Consider the following 18,751-nt stretch of genomic DNA (forward strand, 5'->3'; position numbering starts at 1 on the left):
ATTTTTATGATTTTTAACAAATCATTAAAATTTTAATATGGGCATTATTTCTTTTGTAGGATTCACACTTTTAGTTGCTATCATATCTTATCTGGCTACAAGAAAAACCGACGAGACATCTTCTGATGGGTATTTTCTTGGCGGTCGTAGTCTAACCGCTGTGGTAATCGCAGGTTCTTTATTACTTACTAATTTATCTACAGAACAAATAGTAGGACTTAATGGTTCTTCGTATTCAGAAGGTATTTTGGTGATGGCTTGGGAAACCCTAGCAGCTATTGCAATGGTAATTACGGCAATTTTTTTATTGCCACGATATCTTAAAGGAGGAATCACTACAGTGCCTCAGTTCTTAGAAAGGCGCTATGATACCACTACAAAAGCAATAACATCTGGATTATTCTTAACAGGCTATGTAGTAGTGTTTTTACCTATTGTATTATATTCCGGATCTTTAGCTATCAGCACAATGTTTGATGTTCCTGAATTATTAGGAGTATCTAAAGAATGGTCCATTATTATTTGTGTTATTGGTATTGGTGTTATTGGATCTATTTATGCAATTTTTGGTGGTTTAAAAGCAGTAGCGGTATCAGATACGATCAATGCTGTTGGATTATTGATAGGAGGTATTATGATTCCGGTTTTTGGCTTATTAGAAATAGGAGACGGCAGCATTTCCGAAGGAATAAATACATTAATGACTACAAATCCCGAAAAGTTTAAAGTAATTGGAGATAGTGATTCTTCAATTCCTTTTGCAACCATATTTACCGGAATGATGTTGGTACAATTATTTTATTGGGGAACTAATCAAGCTATTATCCAAAGAGCTTTGGGGGCTAAAAACCTAAAAGAAGGTCAAAAAGGATTATTATTAGGTTCGTTTTTAAAAATATTAGGGCCTATTATTGTTGTATTACCGGGAATCATAGCTTTTCACCTTTTTAATGGAGAGTTAGAAGTAGCAGATGAGGCATATCCAACTTTGGTCAGTAGAGTATTACCAGTATCTTTAGTAGGTTTCTTTGCTGCGGTATTATTTGGAGCAATTTTGAGTTCTTTTAATAGTGCTTTAAATAGTTCGGTTACATTATTCGGTTTAGATATCTACAAGGAATATATTAATAAAGAAGCTAGCGAAAAACAAGTGGTAAAAGCGGGGAAAAGCTTTGGTGTTTTATTAGCAATATTAGCCATGGCTGTAGCTCCTTTTATTGCAAAAGCAGGAAGCCTTTTTGATTATTTACAAGAAGTGAATGGAATATATAGTATTCCTATTTTGACTATTATAGTAGTGGGGTATCTTACTAAGAAAGTTCCGGCGATTGCTGGTAAAATTGGTATTATATCTGGATCCGTACTGTATATAATTAGTCAGTTTATTATAAAACCGATTCTTCAAGGTAATGCAGTTGAAGCTGCTAAAGCTAATGGAATAACTGATCTTGTAGAATTAGGAAGGATAGAAACATCTGCATATCCTCATTTTCTGCACGTAATGGCAATTCTTTTTGTGGTTAACATCATTATAATGCTAATTATAGGTAAATTGTATCCAAGAGAGGAAGCATACGAGCAGCAATACACCAAAGAAGTGGATATTACACCTTGGAAGTATACAAAGATTGTCGGTGCTATTGTATGCTTAATTGTAATATCTACTTATATCTATTTTAACTAATTGAAATATATTAAAAAGACATTTTTATTTCTATTTTTTTTATTTACGACGATAGTTACCGCACAGGAATTACCGCCGATAGAAGTCTATTTGCCAGATGAATATAAAGGAGCAACCCAAAACTGGTCAATTTCTCAAGCAGATAATAAATATATTTATGTTGCTAATAATAGGGGGCTTTTAGAGTTCAATGGGGCAAACTGGAAGCTTTACCCAACTCCTAATGAAACGGTTATAAGATCGGTCAAAGTTATTGGAGAACGTATTTATACAGGATTCTATATGAATTTTGGGTATTGGAAAAAAAATAGTTTTGGAAAACTTGAGTATACTTCCCTAACCGAAAATATAAAAGAAAAGCTTATAGAAGATGAGCAGTTTTGGCACATTGTAAATCAAGACGACTGGATATTATTTCAGTCTCTTGATAGAATTTATCTTTATAACATTAGCAATGAGGAGATCTCAATTATAGAATCTAAAACAGCCATAACTAATATATTCAATGTCCAAGGAACGATATATTATCAGGATGTTAATAGTGGAATCTATAAAATTGAAAAAGGTAGTCCAATATTGGCCATAAATGATCCTGAAGTTATTAATGATAAAGTAGTAAATATTTCTAAGTCTCAAAACGGAATTTTATTACTAACAAGTACAAAAGGGTTTTTTGAGTTTTCGAAAGAAACAGTTAGTAAGTGGAATACGCCATCCGATGACCTATTAAGCAATTCTACCATTTATAGTAGTATTACACTTCAGGATGGAAGCTTTGTTTTAGGAACTATTTCCCAAGGGTTAATATATCTATCGCAAAAAGGAGAAATAATATATCAAATTAATCAGAATAAAGGATTAAGTAATAATACAATTTTGTCTTCTTTTGAAGATATAGAAGGTAATATATGGTTAGGATTAGATAAAGGCATTAATTGTATAAACGTAAAATCACCAGTTCAAAGTTTTAATGATGATAAAGGTACTATTGGTACTGTATATACCTCAATTGTTTTTGAAGGTTTTTTATATCTAGGAACAAATCAAGGAGTCTTTTACAAAAACATTAATAAAAATGAACCATTCCGTTTTGTCGAGGGAACTAAAGGACAGGTTTGGAATCTTTTTTCCTATGATAACAAATTGTTTTGTGGGCATAATGATGGAACTTTTTTAATAGAAAATGATACGTCCGAGCTCATAAGTTGGATTCAGGGGACTTGGATTTTTCGTACTATTAAAGAGCATCCAGACTGGTTACTGCAAGGTAATTATGAAGGATTGAGTGTGCTGGCAAAAAAAGACGGAAAATGGAAATTAAAACAAAAAATTAAAGGATTTGATTACTCCGCTCGATATTTAGAAATATATGATGGTAAATTATGGGTCAATCATGAGTACAAAGGACTTTTTAGTCTTACGGTAGATGATGAATTTTCCAAGGTGCTAGAAGTGGTCAAAGACACAATTACTATAAAAGGTAAGCACTCAAGTATAGCAAAGTACAAAAATGATTTTTTTTATGCACATAAAGAAGGAGTGTCTTTTTATAATAAGGAAAACAAAGCTTTTGATCAAGATAATGTTGTTGATCAGGTTTTTAAGACTAAAGAAGAAAATGTAGGAAGGTTATTAAAAGATAATATAGGTGGACTCTGGAGCTTTACTGATGAAGAGCTAGACTATATTTCTCAAAGTCAGTTTTCTGATAATTTAGAAGTAACTAAAGTATCTATCCCTTATTTGCTAAGAAAGGAAATGAATGGTTTCGAAAACATCATGCATCTTGAAGCAGAGAAGTACTTATTAGGAACTACTTATGGATATATGATTTTGGACTTATCCAGAATAAATTCAAAAGAACATACTATTATTCTAGAAGAAGTTTCGGCAAAACAAAAAACTACAGAATTTAGACAGGTCGAAATTTCTGATTCAGTTCGTGTATTTGAATCTAATTTAAATACCATTTCTTTTGTATATACAATTCCCGAATATGATAAATTCCTTATATCAAAGTTTCAGTATAAGTTAGAAGGTTTCTATGAAGACTGGAGTGGTTGGACCTCTAAAACCAATAAGATATTTGAAAATTTACCATTCGGAGAGTATACGTTTAAGGTTAGAGCAAAAACAGGTAATGTTCTAAGTAAAAATGTAGTCGAGTATAAGTTTGTAATCGATAAACCCTGGTATTTTTCGAATGTAGCTATTGCGATTTATTCTATTTTGCTATTAGTTCTATTACTAATTACGCATAGAGCTTATAAAAAGTACTATACCATACAAAAAGAAAAATTGGTAGAAGAGAACAAAAAGCAATTGGAACTAAAAGAATTAGAAAGTGAACGAGAAATAATGAAGCTAACAAACGAAAAATTGACTCAGGATATAGAGAGTAAAAATCGTGATCTTGCTTCTTCTACAATGAATATTATTAAGAAAAATGAGATCCTTAATACTATCAAAAAAGAACTTAAAAAATCTGAATTTGAAAGAAACGGAGTAAAGAATGTAGAACGAATCATTGATAGAAACCTAAATAATAAGGATGATTGGAAACATTTTGAAGAAGCTTTCAATAGCGTGGATAAAAACTTTATAAAGAAACTCAAAAAGAAACACAATAATTTAACTCCTCACGATTTACGATTTTGTACGTACTTACGGCTAAATTTATCATCTAAAGAAATTGCTTCATTAGTTAATATTTCGGTTAAAAGCGTAGAAATAAAACGCTATCGACTAAGAAAAAAACTACAATTAGAACATTCGGATAGCTTAGTGAACTATATTCTCGAAATTTAAAACCATACATTATCTTAAAATACCTCTACATTACCTATACTCTAACGTTATAGTTGGGTAACAATACTATTTTATTTACATTTTTTTAATAGTTATTAAATCCCTAGTACTTACCGTTTTCATTGATGTTTTACGCAAAGAATTTATTAATTTTTTAGTTATTATGTAATGTTGTAGGATTTTTGTTTGGGTTAGTTATTAACGATTTCTTAATGTTCGTAGGTAAATTTGAGTAAATCAAACTAGAACATTTATGAAAATTACTTATTTCTTAATAGCTGTCTTTTTAAGTACAGTTATTAATGCACAAGAAATTCAGATTCGGGGAAACGTAAAGGATGCAAGCGGATTGGAACTCCCTGGAGTTAATGTTATCGTTAAAAACACTGCAAACGGAGCCGTAACAGATTTTAATGGAAAATATACATTGAACAATGTAGCCGTCGGAAGTGTTGTTGTGTTTTCTTATGTAGGGTTCACTACACAAGAAATAACAGTTGGACAAAATTTCGTTATTAATGTAACCATGGAAGAAGACAGTGAATCACTAGAACAGGTCATTGTAATTGGTTATGGGACACAAACAAAAAAAGAAATTACAGGTGCGGTTTCTGTAATAGGATCCGAAACTATAGAAGAACTTAATGTAGTTAGAGTAGAGCAAGCACTACAGGGACAAGTTGCAGGTGTAAATATCACATCGCAATCTGGAGCTCCTGGTAGCAGTTCTACCATATCGATACGAGGAATATCTACTAACGGGGATAGTAGGCCTTTAATTCTCGTAGATGGCAATGTTATAGAAGATCTTAGTGTACTTAATCCTAACGATATCGAAAGTATTAATGTATTAAAAGATGCAACAGCTGGTATTTATGGAGTAAGAGCAGCAAATGGGGTTATCCTTATAACTACTAAATCAGGATTTAAGAATACAGATTTAAAATTCGAATTTGATTCATATACAGGTTTTCAGGAAACCACAAGAAGACTTCCGGTACTTAATGCAACTGAATATGGTATTATTATTAATGAGTCTTTCGCTGCTGGAGGTGGTACGCTACCTTTTGCCAATTTATCAGAGTTAGGAGAAGGCACAGATTGGCAAGATGAAATTTTTAGAACAGCTGTAATTTCTAATATTAATTTCAGTGCTACAGGTGGTGGAGAGAATTCTACTTATTCTGCGGGAGTTTCTTATTTAACACAAGATGGTATTGTTGGAGGAAGTGATGCTAATTTCGAACGTTTTACAGGTAGGGTAAATTACAGTTTGGATATTGTTGAAAACTTGAAGTTTACCACTTCTGGTATTTTTACACAAACCAATAGAAAAACATTATTAGAAAATGCTTTAGGTTCTGTGTTATTTAATGCATTAAATATGGCGCCTACTTTATCTGTGAGAGATGAAAATGGAGACTTTACTTTAGCAGAAGGATTGGGTAATGAAGTAATAAATCCAATTGCGCAGATAGAAAATACGTTTAATGATACAAGAGTAAATCGAATAGGTGCAACTTTTGCATTGAAATATAATTTTTTAAATGATTTCACAGCAGAATCTAGATACCAGTTTAACTATTCTGAAGTAGATGGTAAAACATTTTCTCCTGAAGTATTTTATGGATCTGGAAAAGTGTTTAATGTAGATAGAAGCAGTGTTACAGAGTTTAAGAATTTTTTTAGAGATTATACTTGGGATAATTTCTTAAAGTACGAAAAGATATTTGCAGATGATCACGATGTAAAAATACTTTTAGGGATGTCTGTATTTAAGACAACAGGAACTTTTACTGGTTTTACTGGCTTTGATATTATCGACAATTCATTTTCTAATGCTACTATTTCTCAGGCATCAGATGTAGTTGATAATTTTCAGAATGGAGGAAATACTTTTGATTCTAGATTGTTATCATATTTTTCTAGATTACAATATGGATACAAAGGAAAATATTTACTATCTGCAGTAATAAGAAGAGATGGCTCAACAAAGTTTGGACCTAAAAATAAGTTTGGATATTTTCCCTCAGCTTCTATCGGTTGGGTGATGTCTGATGAATCTTTTTTAAATGATAGTAGTTGGTTAAATTTCCTAAAACTTAGAGCTAGTTATGGTGTAATTGGGAATGATAGAATAAAAGATTTTCAATTTATATCCTTGTTAAATGGAGAAGGATCCTATGTTATTAATGATGAGTTGATAATAGGTGAGGCAATTGGTGCACTTTCCAATCCAGAAATTAAATGGGAAAAACAAAAAACACTTGATATAGGGATTGATACTCGATTATTAAATAATAAAATAGATATCACTTTTGATTATTTTAAAAAACGAACAGAAGACTTATTAGTTGTTGCACCTGTTTCGGGGATTCTGGGAGTTGCAGCTCCAGGATCATCACCACCTACTATCAATGCAGGTATTGTAGAGAATGAGGGGTATGAATTTAGAATCTCTTATAACGATAAGTTATCAGAAAATTTGAAATTTAATATTAGTTATAATGTTACACTGCTGGAGAATGAAGTAATTTCGGTTAATAGTGATAGTAATTTTATAGCAGGTGGTTCTTTTGGTGTAGGTCAAGATCCTCCATCAAGAATGGAAGCAGGTAGGCCTATTGGATATTTCTATGGATTACAAACAGATGGAGTTTTTCAAAATCAGGCAGAAGTAGAAGCACACGCTACACAGGCTAATGCAGCACCAGGAGATCTGAGATATATTGATATGAATGGAGATGGAGAAATTAATTCTGATGATAGAACGGATATCGGAAATCCTATTCCTGATGCTACAATGGGATTGAATATTGGCTTAGATTATAAAAATTTTGATTTTACCGCTTATGCATTTGCCTCCGTGGGTAATGATATGGTAAGAAACTATGAACGTAATCAACCATTGGTCAATAGAAGAAATGGATTTTTAGGACGATGGACAGGGGAAGGTTCTACCGATTCTTTTCATAGAGTTACAACAGCTGCTAACGGTAATAGTTTGTTTTCTAGTTTTTATGTAGAAGATGGGTCTTATCTAAGAATCCAGAATATACAATTAGGATACACACTTTCTGATGCATTTATGAAACCAATTGGTATTGATAAGTTTAGAATTTATGTTTCAATAAATAACTTATACACCTTTACAGAATATCAAGGGTATGATCCTTCAGCGTATCAATCAAATCCAGACCCTAATACTGCAAGTCCTATTGGAGCAGGTATTGATCAGGGGTTTTACCCTGTGCCAAGAACATATTTATTAGGTGTAAATCTTAAATTTTAATCAAAATGAAAAAGATGAAATATAATATACAATCGATAATCTTTTTTGTACTATTAGTTACGATAATTTCGTGTAGTGACGATTTTGTAGATGTAGCTTCAGAAGATGAAAATTCTGAGAGTTTTTTTAATAGTGAAGAAGATTATCAAAGTGCTTTGATTGGGGCGTACGATTTACTACAATCCACTTATTTAAATGTAATGTTAGGAGAAATAGCTTCTGATAATACATTAGCAGGAGGAGAAAGCGCATCGGATTCACCTGGGATACAAGAAATAGATGACATGATTCATACCCCTGTTAATGCACAACTAAGAGATATATGGAGTTGGATGTATGCGGGCGTGAATAGAGCTAATTATATAATGGAGTTTCAGGATAAAACTGATTTTGCTGGTAAGGAAGAAGTAATTGCTCAGACACGCTTTCTTAGAGCTTACTATTATTTTGAGCTAGTAAAATGGTTTGGAGATGTACCACTAGCAATTGATAAAAGAATTTTTTTTGGAGAAGAGACTGGGATAGATAGAGCTCCAAAGGAAGATGTGTATGCACTCATAGAAGAAGATTTACAGTTTGCAGCAGATAATTTACCAGCAATACAAGCAGAAACGGGCCGCGTAACCCAAGGAGCAGCCAGAGCCTTATTAGGTAAAGTGTATTTATTTCAAGATAAATTCTCTGAAGCTGCTACTGTTTTAGATCAAGTAGTTGCAGGGCCATATGATTTGGTTACAGATTATGAATCTATCTTCGAAGAAGAAGGAGAAAATAATATAGAATCAGTTTTCGAAGTTCAATATACAGATGAAGAAGGAGCAGGTTTCGGATGTTTACAATGTAGTGAAGGTAATGTAGCAGTTGGCTTTAATGGAATTAGAAATTATTCAGGGCCACAATTTGATTCAGGTTTTAGTTTTAATGTTCCTACACAAGAAGTTGTGGATACATTCGAAGCAGGCGATATTAGACTAGATGTTGCTATTTTAGATATAGATGCGTGGGCAGCGGATCAAGGAGCCACTTTTTCTACAGGTTTTGAGCATACAGGATATTTTAATAGAAAGTATATTGCTCGTCAGGGAGACCTTAATACCGGAGATGCCAATCTTACAAACCCAAATAATTACAGAGCAATCAGATTTGCAGATGTTCTGCTAATGGCTGCAGAAGCACATAATAGAAAATCACCAAGTAGTGATGGAGAAGCATTAATCTACCTAAATAGAGTGAGAACTAGAGCTCAATTACCGGATGTAACAGCTACGGGAACCGCCTTGACAGATGCTATATACCAAGAACGAAGAGTAGAACTAGTTGGAGAAGGACATCACTTTTTTGATTTAGTAAGAACGGGAAGAGCTGCAACAGAAATAGATGGCTTTGTAACAGGAAAGCACGAATTGTTTCCTATACCATTGATAGAGATTCAATTGGCAGGGAATAGATGGGAACAAAATCCAGGATACTAAAAACAAAAACTAGAAGAAGATGAAACTTTTAAAATATATATTCAGCATATGTATGTCCTTGCTTTTCGTATGGAGCTGTGCTGAAGACGATAATCTAGACTATCTAGATAATGTAGTGGCTCCGTCAAACATAGCTGCGCTTTTACAAATCACTCAAGATAATACTGGATTGGTGACTATAACACCAAATGGAGATGGAGTGGTATCCTTTGATATTTATTATGGAGATGACACTTTGGAGCCAGAAAATGTAAAAATAGGAGAAAGTACCACACATACTTATGCTGAGGGAACGTATGATTTAAGATTAGTTGGTAAAGGAATAACTGGATTAACAACTGAAGTTACACAAGAAGTAGTAGTTTCATTTAACCCTCCAGAAAATTTAGTAGTCACTATAGAGAATGATGCTGCTGTATCCAAACAAGTAAATGTAACCGCGACTGCAGACAATGCAATGTCTTTTGATGTATACTTTGGAGAAATAGGAAATGATACTCCAGTGACTGCTAATATAGGGGAAACAGTTACATATTTGTACCAACAACCAGGAACATATACGATTAGGGTTGTTGCCAAAGGAGGTGCTATTGCCACTACTGAGTACACAGAAGAGTTCTTAGTAACAGAAATTTTACAACCTATAGTTTCTGCTCCAATACCTCCAGCCAGAGCAGCGCAAGATGTTGTTTCTATGTTTAGCGATGTTTATGCAGATGTTCCCGTGGATACTTGGCGTACACCTTGGTCTGATGCCACTTTTGAAGATGTTGAGATAGAAGGAAACCCTACCAAAAAGTATAGTGCTCTTAATTTCGTTGGAATAGAGGCTACAACAACAACTATAGATGCTAGTACAATGACTCATTTTCATACGGATATTTGGTCTCCAAATTTGACTGAGTTTAGGATTAAATTAGTTGATTTTGGAGCAAATGGAGTTTTTGATGGTGGAGATGATGTAGAACATGAAATAACGATAGCTAATCCAACAAATGGAGAATGGGTGAGTTTAGATATCCCATTAGCCGATTTCACTGGATTAACTACAAGAAGTAATATTGCTCAATTAATATATGTGGGTGCACCTTCCGGGACGGCGATAGTTTTTGTTGATAATGTTTATTTCCATAAACCACCAGAGCCTGCATCTGGATTAGAAGGGATTTGGAAACTTGCACCAGAAGCTGGAGCTTTTAAAGTAGGACCAGGTCCTGGAACAGGTGATTTTTTCGCAAATAGCTTAGAGGATGTAACGACAAGAGCTTGTTATTTTGATGATGAGTATGTGTTCTCGATTGATGGAAGTTTTAGTAATATTTTAGGATCTGAAACTTGGCTTGAGGGATGGCAAGGCGCTTCACCTGATCAATGCGGAACACCAGTTGCACCGCATAATGGATCCGGCGCAGCTACTTACATATTCGATGAAGGTGCAGGTACCATTACTCTTAACGGTATTGGTGCTTATTTGGGATTACCTAAAGTAGTAAATGGGGGGGAATTACCGAACGTTCCTGTTCCATCATCTATTACGTATAATGTTACACTTTCTAATGGTAACAACAGAATGGAAGTAATAATTGATATTGGTGGAGCCTTTTGGACCTATCAACTTATAAGAGAAACACCATTGATTGCTGGAACTTGGAGACTTGCGCCAGAAGCAGGAGCCTTTAAGGTAGGACCAGGTCCTGGAACAGGTGATTTTTTCGCAAATAGTTTAGAGGATATAACAACTAGAGCTTGCTATTTTGATGATGAGTATATATTCGCTACTGACGGAAGTTTTAATAATGTTTTAGGATCTGAAACTTGGTTGGAAGGTTGGCAAGGAGTGACATCAGATCAATGTGGAACACCAGTTTCTCCACATGATGGATCTGGACCTGCTTCATATACTTTTAATGAAGGATCGGGTGTAATTACGCTAAATGGTGCGGGTGCTTACTTGGGATTACCTAAAGTAGTCAATGGAGGAGAACTACCAAACGTACCGGTTCCGACATCGATCACATATAATGTTACCCTTATGGATAGCAATAATACTATGGAGGTAACAATAGATATAGGAGGAGCATATTGGACTTATAAACTCATTAGATGAGTTTTATTTATAGAATCCTTAGATGATCGACGATAATAAAAAATTAAATAGATGAAAAAATTAAAATATAATTTAGGAATTTTTATACTGCTGGCTTTTTTGTTTGGTAGCTGTCAAGAAGATGATGTGCCCGTAGGCGAAATTATTACCCCATCTAATATACAAGTAACGGTGGATATTGTAGGAGCAGATGCTAGCAATCCAAATGGAGATGGAAGTGGTACAGTAAATTTTAGTGCAACAGCCGATAACGCCATTACATATACGTATGTTTTTAATGGAACAGCAGAATCATCTCCATCCGGAACTAAATCATATGATTTTTCTGTTACAGGTTTAAGTACCTATACTGTGACCGTTATAGCGGTAGGAACCGGAGGAGTATCATCTAGTACTTCTGTAGAAGTAGATGTATTGGTATTGTATGAGCCACCAGTAGAGTTAATAACGATGTTAACGACAGGGTCTTGGAGAATCAAAAGCGAGGCTCCAGGGCATTTTGGTCTGGGAGCTGTAGGAGATACAGAACCTTCAGGTTTCTTTGCAGCACCACCGAATGATAAAGCAACTGTGGGTATGTATGATGACCGTTATGTTTTTAATGCAGATGGTACATTTACACATATAACAAATATTGAAAATGATGATCCAACTGAAGATCCATCTGGAACCGTATTCGGAAGAGTTAATTTAATTGATGAATTAGGAGCGCATAGTATAGATCCTAATGGCGCAGATATAGAAAACTATCCATTAGATGACTATTCAACTTCTTGGTCTGTTAGTGCTCCAGGAGGGGTAGAAACTCTAAACTTATCAGGAATAGGTTTTATTGGTTATTACGTAGGTGGTAATCATAGTTATGAACTCTTTAGGTTTGCAGATCAGCCTGCAAATGAACTAATTCTTAGAACTACAGATGGAAATAATGAGTTTGATTGGTGGTTTATAATAACCTCAGAAGAACCTGGTGGGACCGATGATATTGCGGAGCCGCCTTTCGATACACTAGTTTGGGCAGATGAGTTTGATACTGCTGGAGCTCCTAGTACAACAAATTGGACATATGATATAGGTACAGGAGATAATGGATGGGGAAATGGAGAGTCTCAATCTTATACAGATGATTCCAGCAATGTGATTGTAGAAGATGGTTTGCTGAAGATTACTGCTAGAGCTGAGAATGGAGGATATACGTCTGCTAGAATAAAAACTCAAGACCTATTTTCATTTACTTATGGAAAGGTGGATGTTCGTGCTAAATTACCAACAGGCGGAGGTACTTGGCCGGCTATATGGATGTTAGGTTCAAATATTACAGAAGTAGGTTGGCCCAATTGTGGAGAGATTGATATTATGGAACACGTTGGAAACAATCAGGACGTAGTATCCAGTGCGCTTCATTTTCCTGGAAATAACGGAGGCAATGCGATTTTTGAAGAAACCAACGTTGCAGGAGCATCGACAGATTTTCATGTATATAGCGTAGAATGGTCATCAACAGAAATTGTCTTTTCTATTGATGATACACCATATCACACATTTCCTTATGCTAATAATTTACCATTTTATAATAATGATTTCTTCCTGATACTTAATGTAGCAATGGGAGGAACTTTTGGAGGAGCCATAGATCCTTCATTCACTGAGTCTACTATGGAAATTGATTATGTAAGAGTTTATCAATAGGTATACACTTAGTTTTTAAATTGTTTTTATTTTTTGGAAGGCTATTTACCACAGATAGCCTTCCTAATAAACATTCACATTACTTTAAATAATAGTTTAGATCATTTATAATGAAAAAGAATTATATCATATGTATTGGAATTCTATGCGGCTTTTTATCAATAAGTTGTAATACGTCTTCAGAAGAGATAAATGACATAACGACTAATACAGTAACCACTAATAATGGTTTGGATGAAACAATAGAATCAAAGGTAGATTCGCTTCTTGCTATCATGACTATTGAAGAAAAAATAGGGCAAATGAATCAGTATAATGGTTTTTGGGATTTAACAGGCCCTCAGCCCAAAGAAGGAGCAGCCGCTAAAAAATACGAACATTTACGTAAAGGTTGGGTTGGATCCATGCTTAACGTTAGAGGTGTTAAAGATGTAAAAGCGGTGCAAAAAATTGCAGTAGAAGAATCAAGATTAGGTATTCCTTTAATCATTGGCTTCGATGTTATTCACGGATATAAAACAATGAGCCCAATTCCACTAGCGGAATCTGCAAGTTGGGATATGGCTGCTATAAAAAAATCCGCTGAGGTTGCTGCTTTAGAGGCTTCTGCTGCAGGGATTAATTGGACATTTGCACCTATGATTGATGTATCTAGGGATGCCAGATGGGGAAGAGTTATGGAAGGTGGAGGAGAAGATCCTTTTTTAGGCGCTAAAATAGGCGTTGCAAGAATACAAGGTTTTCAAGGGGAAGATCTTTCTGCAAATAATACAATAGCGGCCTGTGCAAAACATTTTGCAGGATATGGTTTTTCTGAAGCAGGAAAAGATTATAATACAGTAGATATAGGAACTTCTACTTTGAATAATATTGTTTTTCCACCTTTTATAGCTGCAAATAAAGCGGGTGTAAAAACTTTTATGAATTCTTTTAATGTACTAAATGGAATACCAGCAACAGCTAATAAAATGTTGCAAAGGGATGTTCTTAAAGGTGATTGGGGATTTAACGGTTTTATCGTTTCTGATTGGGGGTCGATAACCGAGATGATTGCTCACGGGTATGCAAAGGACGGAAAAAGTGCAGCAGAAATGGCTGCCAATGCCGGATCAGATATGGATATGGAATCTTATCTATATGTAGAGCATTTAGCTAATTTGGTTAATGAAGGAAAAGTAGAAGAACGTTTGATAGAAGATTCAGCAAGAAGGATTCTTAGGGTAAAATATGAACTTGGTTTATTTGAGAATCCTTATAAATATTGTGATGAGAATAGAGAAAAATCTGTTATTGGTAGTAAAGCAAACAAAGAAGCGGTATTAGATGTCGCCAAAAAATCTATTGTGCTTCTTAAAAACAATAATAAACTACTTCCTCTTAAAAAAGAAGGACAGAAAATAGCACTGATTGGCGCATTGGCGAGTGATAAAAATAGCCCTTTAGGAAGTTGGAGAATCGCTGCTGACGATAATACTGCTATTTCTGTTTTAGAAGGGATGCAACAGTATAAAGGTAATTCATTAGTATATGCTAAAGGAACAGATGTCTCAATTGGTAATACTGCATTTGTAACAGAAACTAAAATTAATACTAAGGATAAAAGCGAATTCGGAAAAGCTATTAAAGTGGCTAAAGAAGCGGATGTAGTAGTGATGGTTTTAGGAGAAATAGGTTTTCAAAGTGGAGAAGGACGAAGTAGAACAAAATTAGATTTACCAGGAGTACAACAAGAACTATTGGAAGAAGTTTTTAAGGTAAATAGTAATATTGTTCTGGTCTTAAATAATGGCAGACCGTTAGCAATACCTTGGGCTGATGCCCATATTCCATCAATCGTCGAAGCGTGGCAATTAGGATCTCAAAGTGGAAATGCTATCGCACAAGTTTTATATGGGGATTATAACCCTAGTGGAAAATTACCCATGTCTTTTCCTAGAAATGTAGGTCAAGTACCAATTTATTACAATCATAAAAGTACAGGAAGACCTACAGAACCAGCTCCAGATATAGTTTTTTGGTCGCACTATTCTGATCAGGAAAACACACCATTATATGCTTTTGGACATGGATTGAGTTATACTAATTTTGAGTATAATAATTTGAAAATAAAACCAAAGAATACTTCTGCTAATAATCCGAAAATAACTGTGTCAATCGATATTACTAATTCTGGAGATTATGAAGGTAAAGAAGTGGTTCAATTATATATTAGAGATCTTTTCGCTAGTGTAACGAGACCAGTTAAAGAGTTAAAAGGTTTTGAAATGATTTCATTGAAGCCGGGAAAGACTAAAACGGTAAGTTTTGAATTAAATAAAGAAACTTTAGGGTTTTATAATAATGAGGATCAATGGATTGTTGAACAAGGAGAATTTGAAGTATTTGTTGGTGGAAGTTCTGATAAAACGATAACCTCTAATTTTGAATTGAAATAAATTGAAAAAACTCTTAACCTATATCATTCTTTCATTACTCTTTTTTTCTTGTGAGGATTCAAGTTCAATTATCTGGGAGGATAATTTTGATGAGACTAGATTAAATGAATCCTATTGGAATTATCAATTAGGAGATGGTTGTCCAGATTTATGTGGTTGGGGTAATAATGAAAGACAGATATATACTAAAGAGAATGCTAGACTTGAACGAGGGAACTTAATAATAACCGCAACAAAGGAGAATGATGTATATAAGTCTAGTAGAATAACTACTAAGAACAAGATAGAGTTTCAATATGGAACTATAGAAGTTAGGGCAAAATTGCCTACAGGACACGGTTTATGGCCAGCGATATGGATGCTCGGGTCAAATATAGATGATAGAGGTTGGCCGGACTGTGGAGAAATAGATATTATGGAATATGTGGGCAAAGAGCCCCATATTATTTATAATTCATTGCATACTAGACAGAGTTTTGGTAATACTATTAATTCTAGGAAAACATTAATAGAGAACGTAGAAGAAGGTTTTCATTCCTATAAATCAATATGGACAAAGGACAAAATAGAGTTTTATATAGATAATAAACTGGTTTATACATTTTCTCCAGAAATAAAAAATGACAAAACTTGGCCTTTTAATCAGCCTTTTTATATAATTATTAACCTTGCCATTGGCGGTAACTTTGGGGGTCCAGAAGTCGATGATACAATCTTTCCAAAGCAATTGGAGATTGATTATATCAAAATCTGGAAATAAATACCGTCATAATAAGGAATATTAAATTCAGCTCTACCCTTGATTTTGGCTTAGTATATATTCATTATACAACCAAAATCAAATTTAAGATGATGATATTTTATAAATATCACACATAGAAATGGATAATTGAAATATTTAGTGTTTCTAATTATCAAAACTACTTGGGAAAAACATATTTGATGTTCAGATTGTTAGGTTGAAACAATTTTGAATGTAGGGAAATAGTAATGCTGTATGTAGCAAAACACATAGAGCTAAGGATTGCTTATATGATTTTTTTAAAAATAACTTAATTACACAAACCATTTTAATGATGAAAACAAAAGTATTCTTAAAAACCGAACCAAAAACTAGTAGTATTCTTAAACTCTTTTGCTTATTATTATTTTTTAGTATTACAGTAAAAGCACAGACCTTACCTTATGAAATATCTAATACTTCAGAATACCCAGATGATGAGGTTTTTATTGCGATAGTAGGTATTACAGATGGTCACGTATGGGTTGATCCCGTAAATGGTCAAGTTAACAATATGGATTCTTCAATTAATACTGTTCAAGGTCCAGTTATTGACGGAAATCAAGGCCCTGGACTCGATGGGAAATATGCAAATTGCTTTCGTAAACTAAGTGATATACCAAATAAAACAATTCAGATACCTAAAATAGCTGGATGTCGAATAATGATTTCATTTAAGAGTCAGTTGTATTTATACTTTTTTGGACATTCTGGGTCTCCTAGTGGATATGCTGCTCCCAATTTAGCGAACCCAACGGATCCTAATCAAGGTATTAAATTTGAATTGATAGAATTAACCTTTAATGATTTTGGTCTTTGGTGTAATACATCTAGAGTAGATGCATATCAATATCCTATGGGATTAGAAGTTTGGGGAGATGATTTTTATAAAAAAGTAGGAGAATTAAAGAAACATAATGAGATTTTAGATCAATGGCAGAGCACGGCTCCAAGTGAGTTCAAAAGCTTATTAAACACAACGGATGGTTCAATTCATTTTCCAACGAAGGTTGCATCATTTCCAAGAAATTTTATGGATGGTTATATTAATGAAATCTGGTCTAAATATTCGAGTCAGGAATTAGCATTTACATCAGATGCAGGTATCTGGAGAGGAAGTGTACAAGGAGCCAATTTTGTGTTTAGAAGAGATAGTGACGGCCAGATAGGAACTATTTTTGGCAAGCCAACAACTTTAGAGGCTATGGAAGGTAGTGGGGTTATGGCATCAGGAGATCGGTGGGATTTAGTAGTTCAGTCTCAAATGGTAGCGGCAATTACAAGACATGCTGTTGATTTAAATTTGCCTTCAGGAACTTTGCAAGACTTTGGGGATACTTCTAAATATTACCAAACCTGGCCTTATAATTGGTATTCTAAATTTTTCCATCAAACGGTTATCAGCTTCGAAAGCCAAACATATACGTTTGCTTACGATGATGTTTATAATCAGTCGGCAACAATCCATACGCCAAACCCAAGAAATATAAAAATCACCTTAGGTGGAATCGATGGAGATTCAAATCCTAATGATTCTGCTGTAACGTTGTATCTGGATTGCTCTTATTCAGGAACTGCTGTAGGTCTTTCTGAAGGAAGTTATACAAAGGCTCAACTTGCTGCCTTAGGAATACCTAATGATATGGTGTCTTCTTTGCGCGTAAATCCAGGATACAAAGCAACATTATATTGGGATGATAATTTTACAGGAGCTAGCTTGGAAAAAACATCAGATGATAGTTGCTTAACCAATGATGGTAATTGGAATGATGAGATGACCTCTATACTTGTGTCAAAAACTGATAATGATGGATCTAGTCTGCTAATTGAAGCGGAAAATTTTTCTGCTATGAATGGAGTTCAGGTAGAACCATGTATAGAAGGAGGTGAAAATGTTGGGTATATTGATAATGGAGATTGGATGGCGTATGCTAATATCAATTTTCCTACTTCAGGTAATTACCTGATAGAATATCGAGTTGCTAGTTTAGTAAATGGAGCTAAATTATCAGCTGATCTAAATGCAGGAACCATTGCGCTAGGGGAAGTGAGTGTACCAAATACTGGTGGATGGCAAAATTGGACTACAGTTTCCCATTTAGTTAACGTAAATGCTGGGACATATCCTTTTGGTATTTATGCCGTATCGGGAGGTTGGAACATTAACTGGATTAAAATAACAGATCAAAATACACAAAGACTTAATGAAATTGATAAAGTTAAAGTAGGTAACCTAAAAATAAAAGCATACCCAAATCCAGCAACATACCAATTAAATATTTATGGAGTTATCAGTGAATCAAATCTACTTATAGTTGATATTTCCGGTAAAATAATCAAAAAAATACAGGCTCCAAAAAGTAATGATGTCATAAAAATTGATGTGAGTTCATTGCAATCAGGAACATATTTTATTAAAACATATCAAAACAATACTTGGAAAATTTCAAGGTTTATTAAAAAGTAAAACTATCTAACACAAA

At 34.1% G+C, this 18,751-nt stretch carries 9 protein-coding genes; all 9 read left to right on the top strand.

The annotated features are described in order from the left end of the window. Nucleotides 1–37: 37 nt before the first annotated feature. The 9 genes from D1818_RS24650 to D1818_RS24690 all read left to right on the top strand — a co-directional run bounded on the left by D1818_RS24650 (nucleotide 38) and on the right by D1818_RS24690 (nucleotide 18,735). Complete coding sequence (locus tag D1818_RS24650) at nucleotides 38–1,684, top strand: solute:sodium symporter family transporter (protein ID WP_118463092.1); 1,647 nt, start codon at nucleotides 38–40, stop codon at nucleotides 1,682–1,684. Beyond that, entirely contained in the window at nucleotides 1,685–4,492 is a 2,808-nt protein-coding gene (locus D1818_RS24655) for a triple tyrosine motif-containing protein (protein ID WP_118463095.1), read from the top strand. A 253-nt stretch (nucleotides 4,493–4,745) separates the two neighbouring features. Then, nucleotides 4,746–7,784 carry a TonB-dependent receptor gene (locus tag D1818_RS24660; RefSeq protein ID WP_118463098.1) on the top strand — a complete coding sequence of 1,013 codons (3,039 nt, stop codon included), beginning with the start codon at nucleotides 4,746–4,748 and terminating at the stop codon, nucleotides 7,782–7,784. Nucleotides 7,785–7,798: 14 nt separating this feature from the next. Further along, complete coding sequence (locus D1818_RS24665) at nucleotides 7,799–9,256, top strand: RagB/SusD family nutrient uptake outer membrane protein (protein WP_233558595.1); 1,458 nt, start codon at nucleotides 7,799–7,801, stop codon at nucleotides 9,254–9,256. Between the two features lie 19 nt (nucleotides 9,257–9,275). Next, the gene (locus D1818_RS24670; RefSeq protein WP_147406169.1) at nucleotides 9,276–11,363 is read left to right on the top strand and encodes a hypothetical protein; all 2,088 of its coding nucleotides are present in this window, start codon (nucleotides 9,276–9,278) and stop codon (nucleotides 11,361–11,363) included. Between the two features lie 51 nt (nucleotides 11,364–11,414). Continuing rightward, a complete protein-coding gene (locus D1818_RS24675; protein ID WP_118463107.1) occupies nucleotides 11,415–13,052 on the top strand; it encodes a family 16 glycosylhydrolase in 1,638 nt (545 codons plus the stop codon). Between the two features lie 110 nt (nucleotides 13,053–13,162). Then, nucleotides 13,163–15,487, top strand: a complete 2,325-nt coding sequence (gene bglX, locus D1818_RS24680) for a beta-glucosidase BglX (protein WP_118463110.1) — start codon at nucleotides 13,163–13,165, stop codon at nucleotides 15,485–15,487. Between the two features lies 1 nt (nucleotide 15,488). Further along, on the top strand, nucleotides 15,489–16,247 hold the full coding sequence (locus tag D1818_RS24685; protein ID WP_118463113.1) for a family 16 glycosylhydrolase: 759 nt from the start codon (nucleotides 15,489–15,491) through the stop codon (nucleotides 16,245–16,247). 316 nt (nucleotides 16,248–16,563) lie between these two features. After that, nucleotides 16,564–18,735 carry a beta-1,3-glucanase family protein gene (locus tag D1818_RS24690; RefSeq protein WP_158596953.1) on the top strand — a complete coding sequence of 724 codons (2,172 nt, stop codon included), beginning with the start codon at nucleotides 16,564–16,566 and terminating at the stop codon, nucleotides 18,733–18,735. Nucleotides 18,736–18,751: the final 16 nt, after the last annotated feature.

The sequence above is a fragment of the Aquimarina sp. BL5 genome, assembly GCF_003443675.1.
Lineage (GTDB): Bacteria > Bacteroidota > Bacteroidia > Flavobacteriales > Flavobacteriaceae > Aquimarina.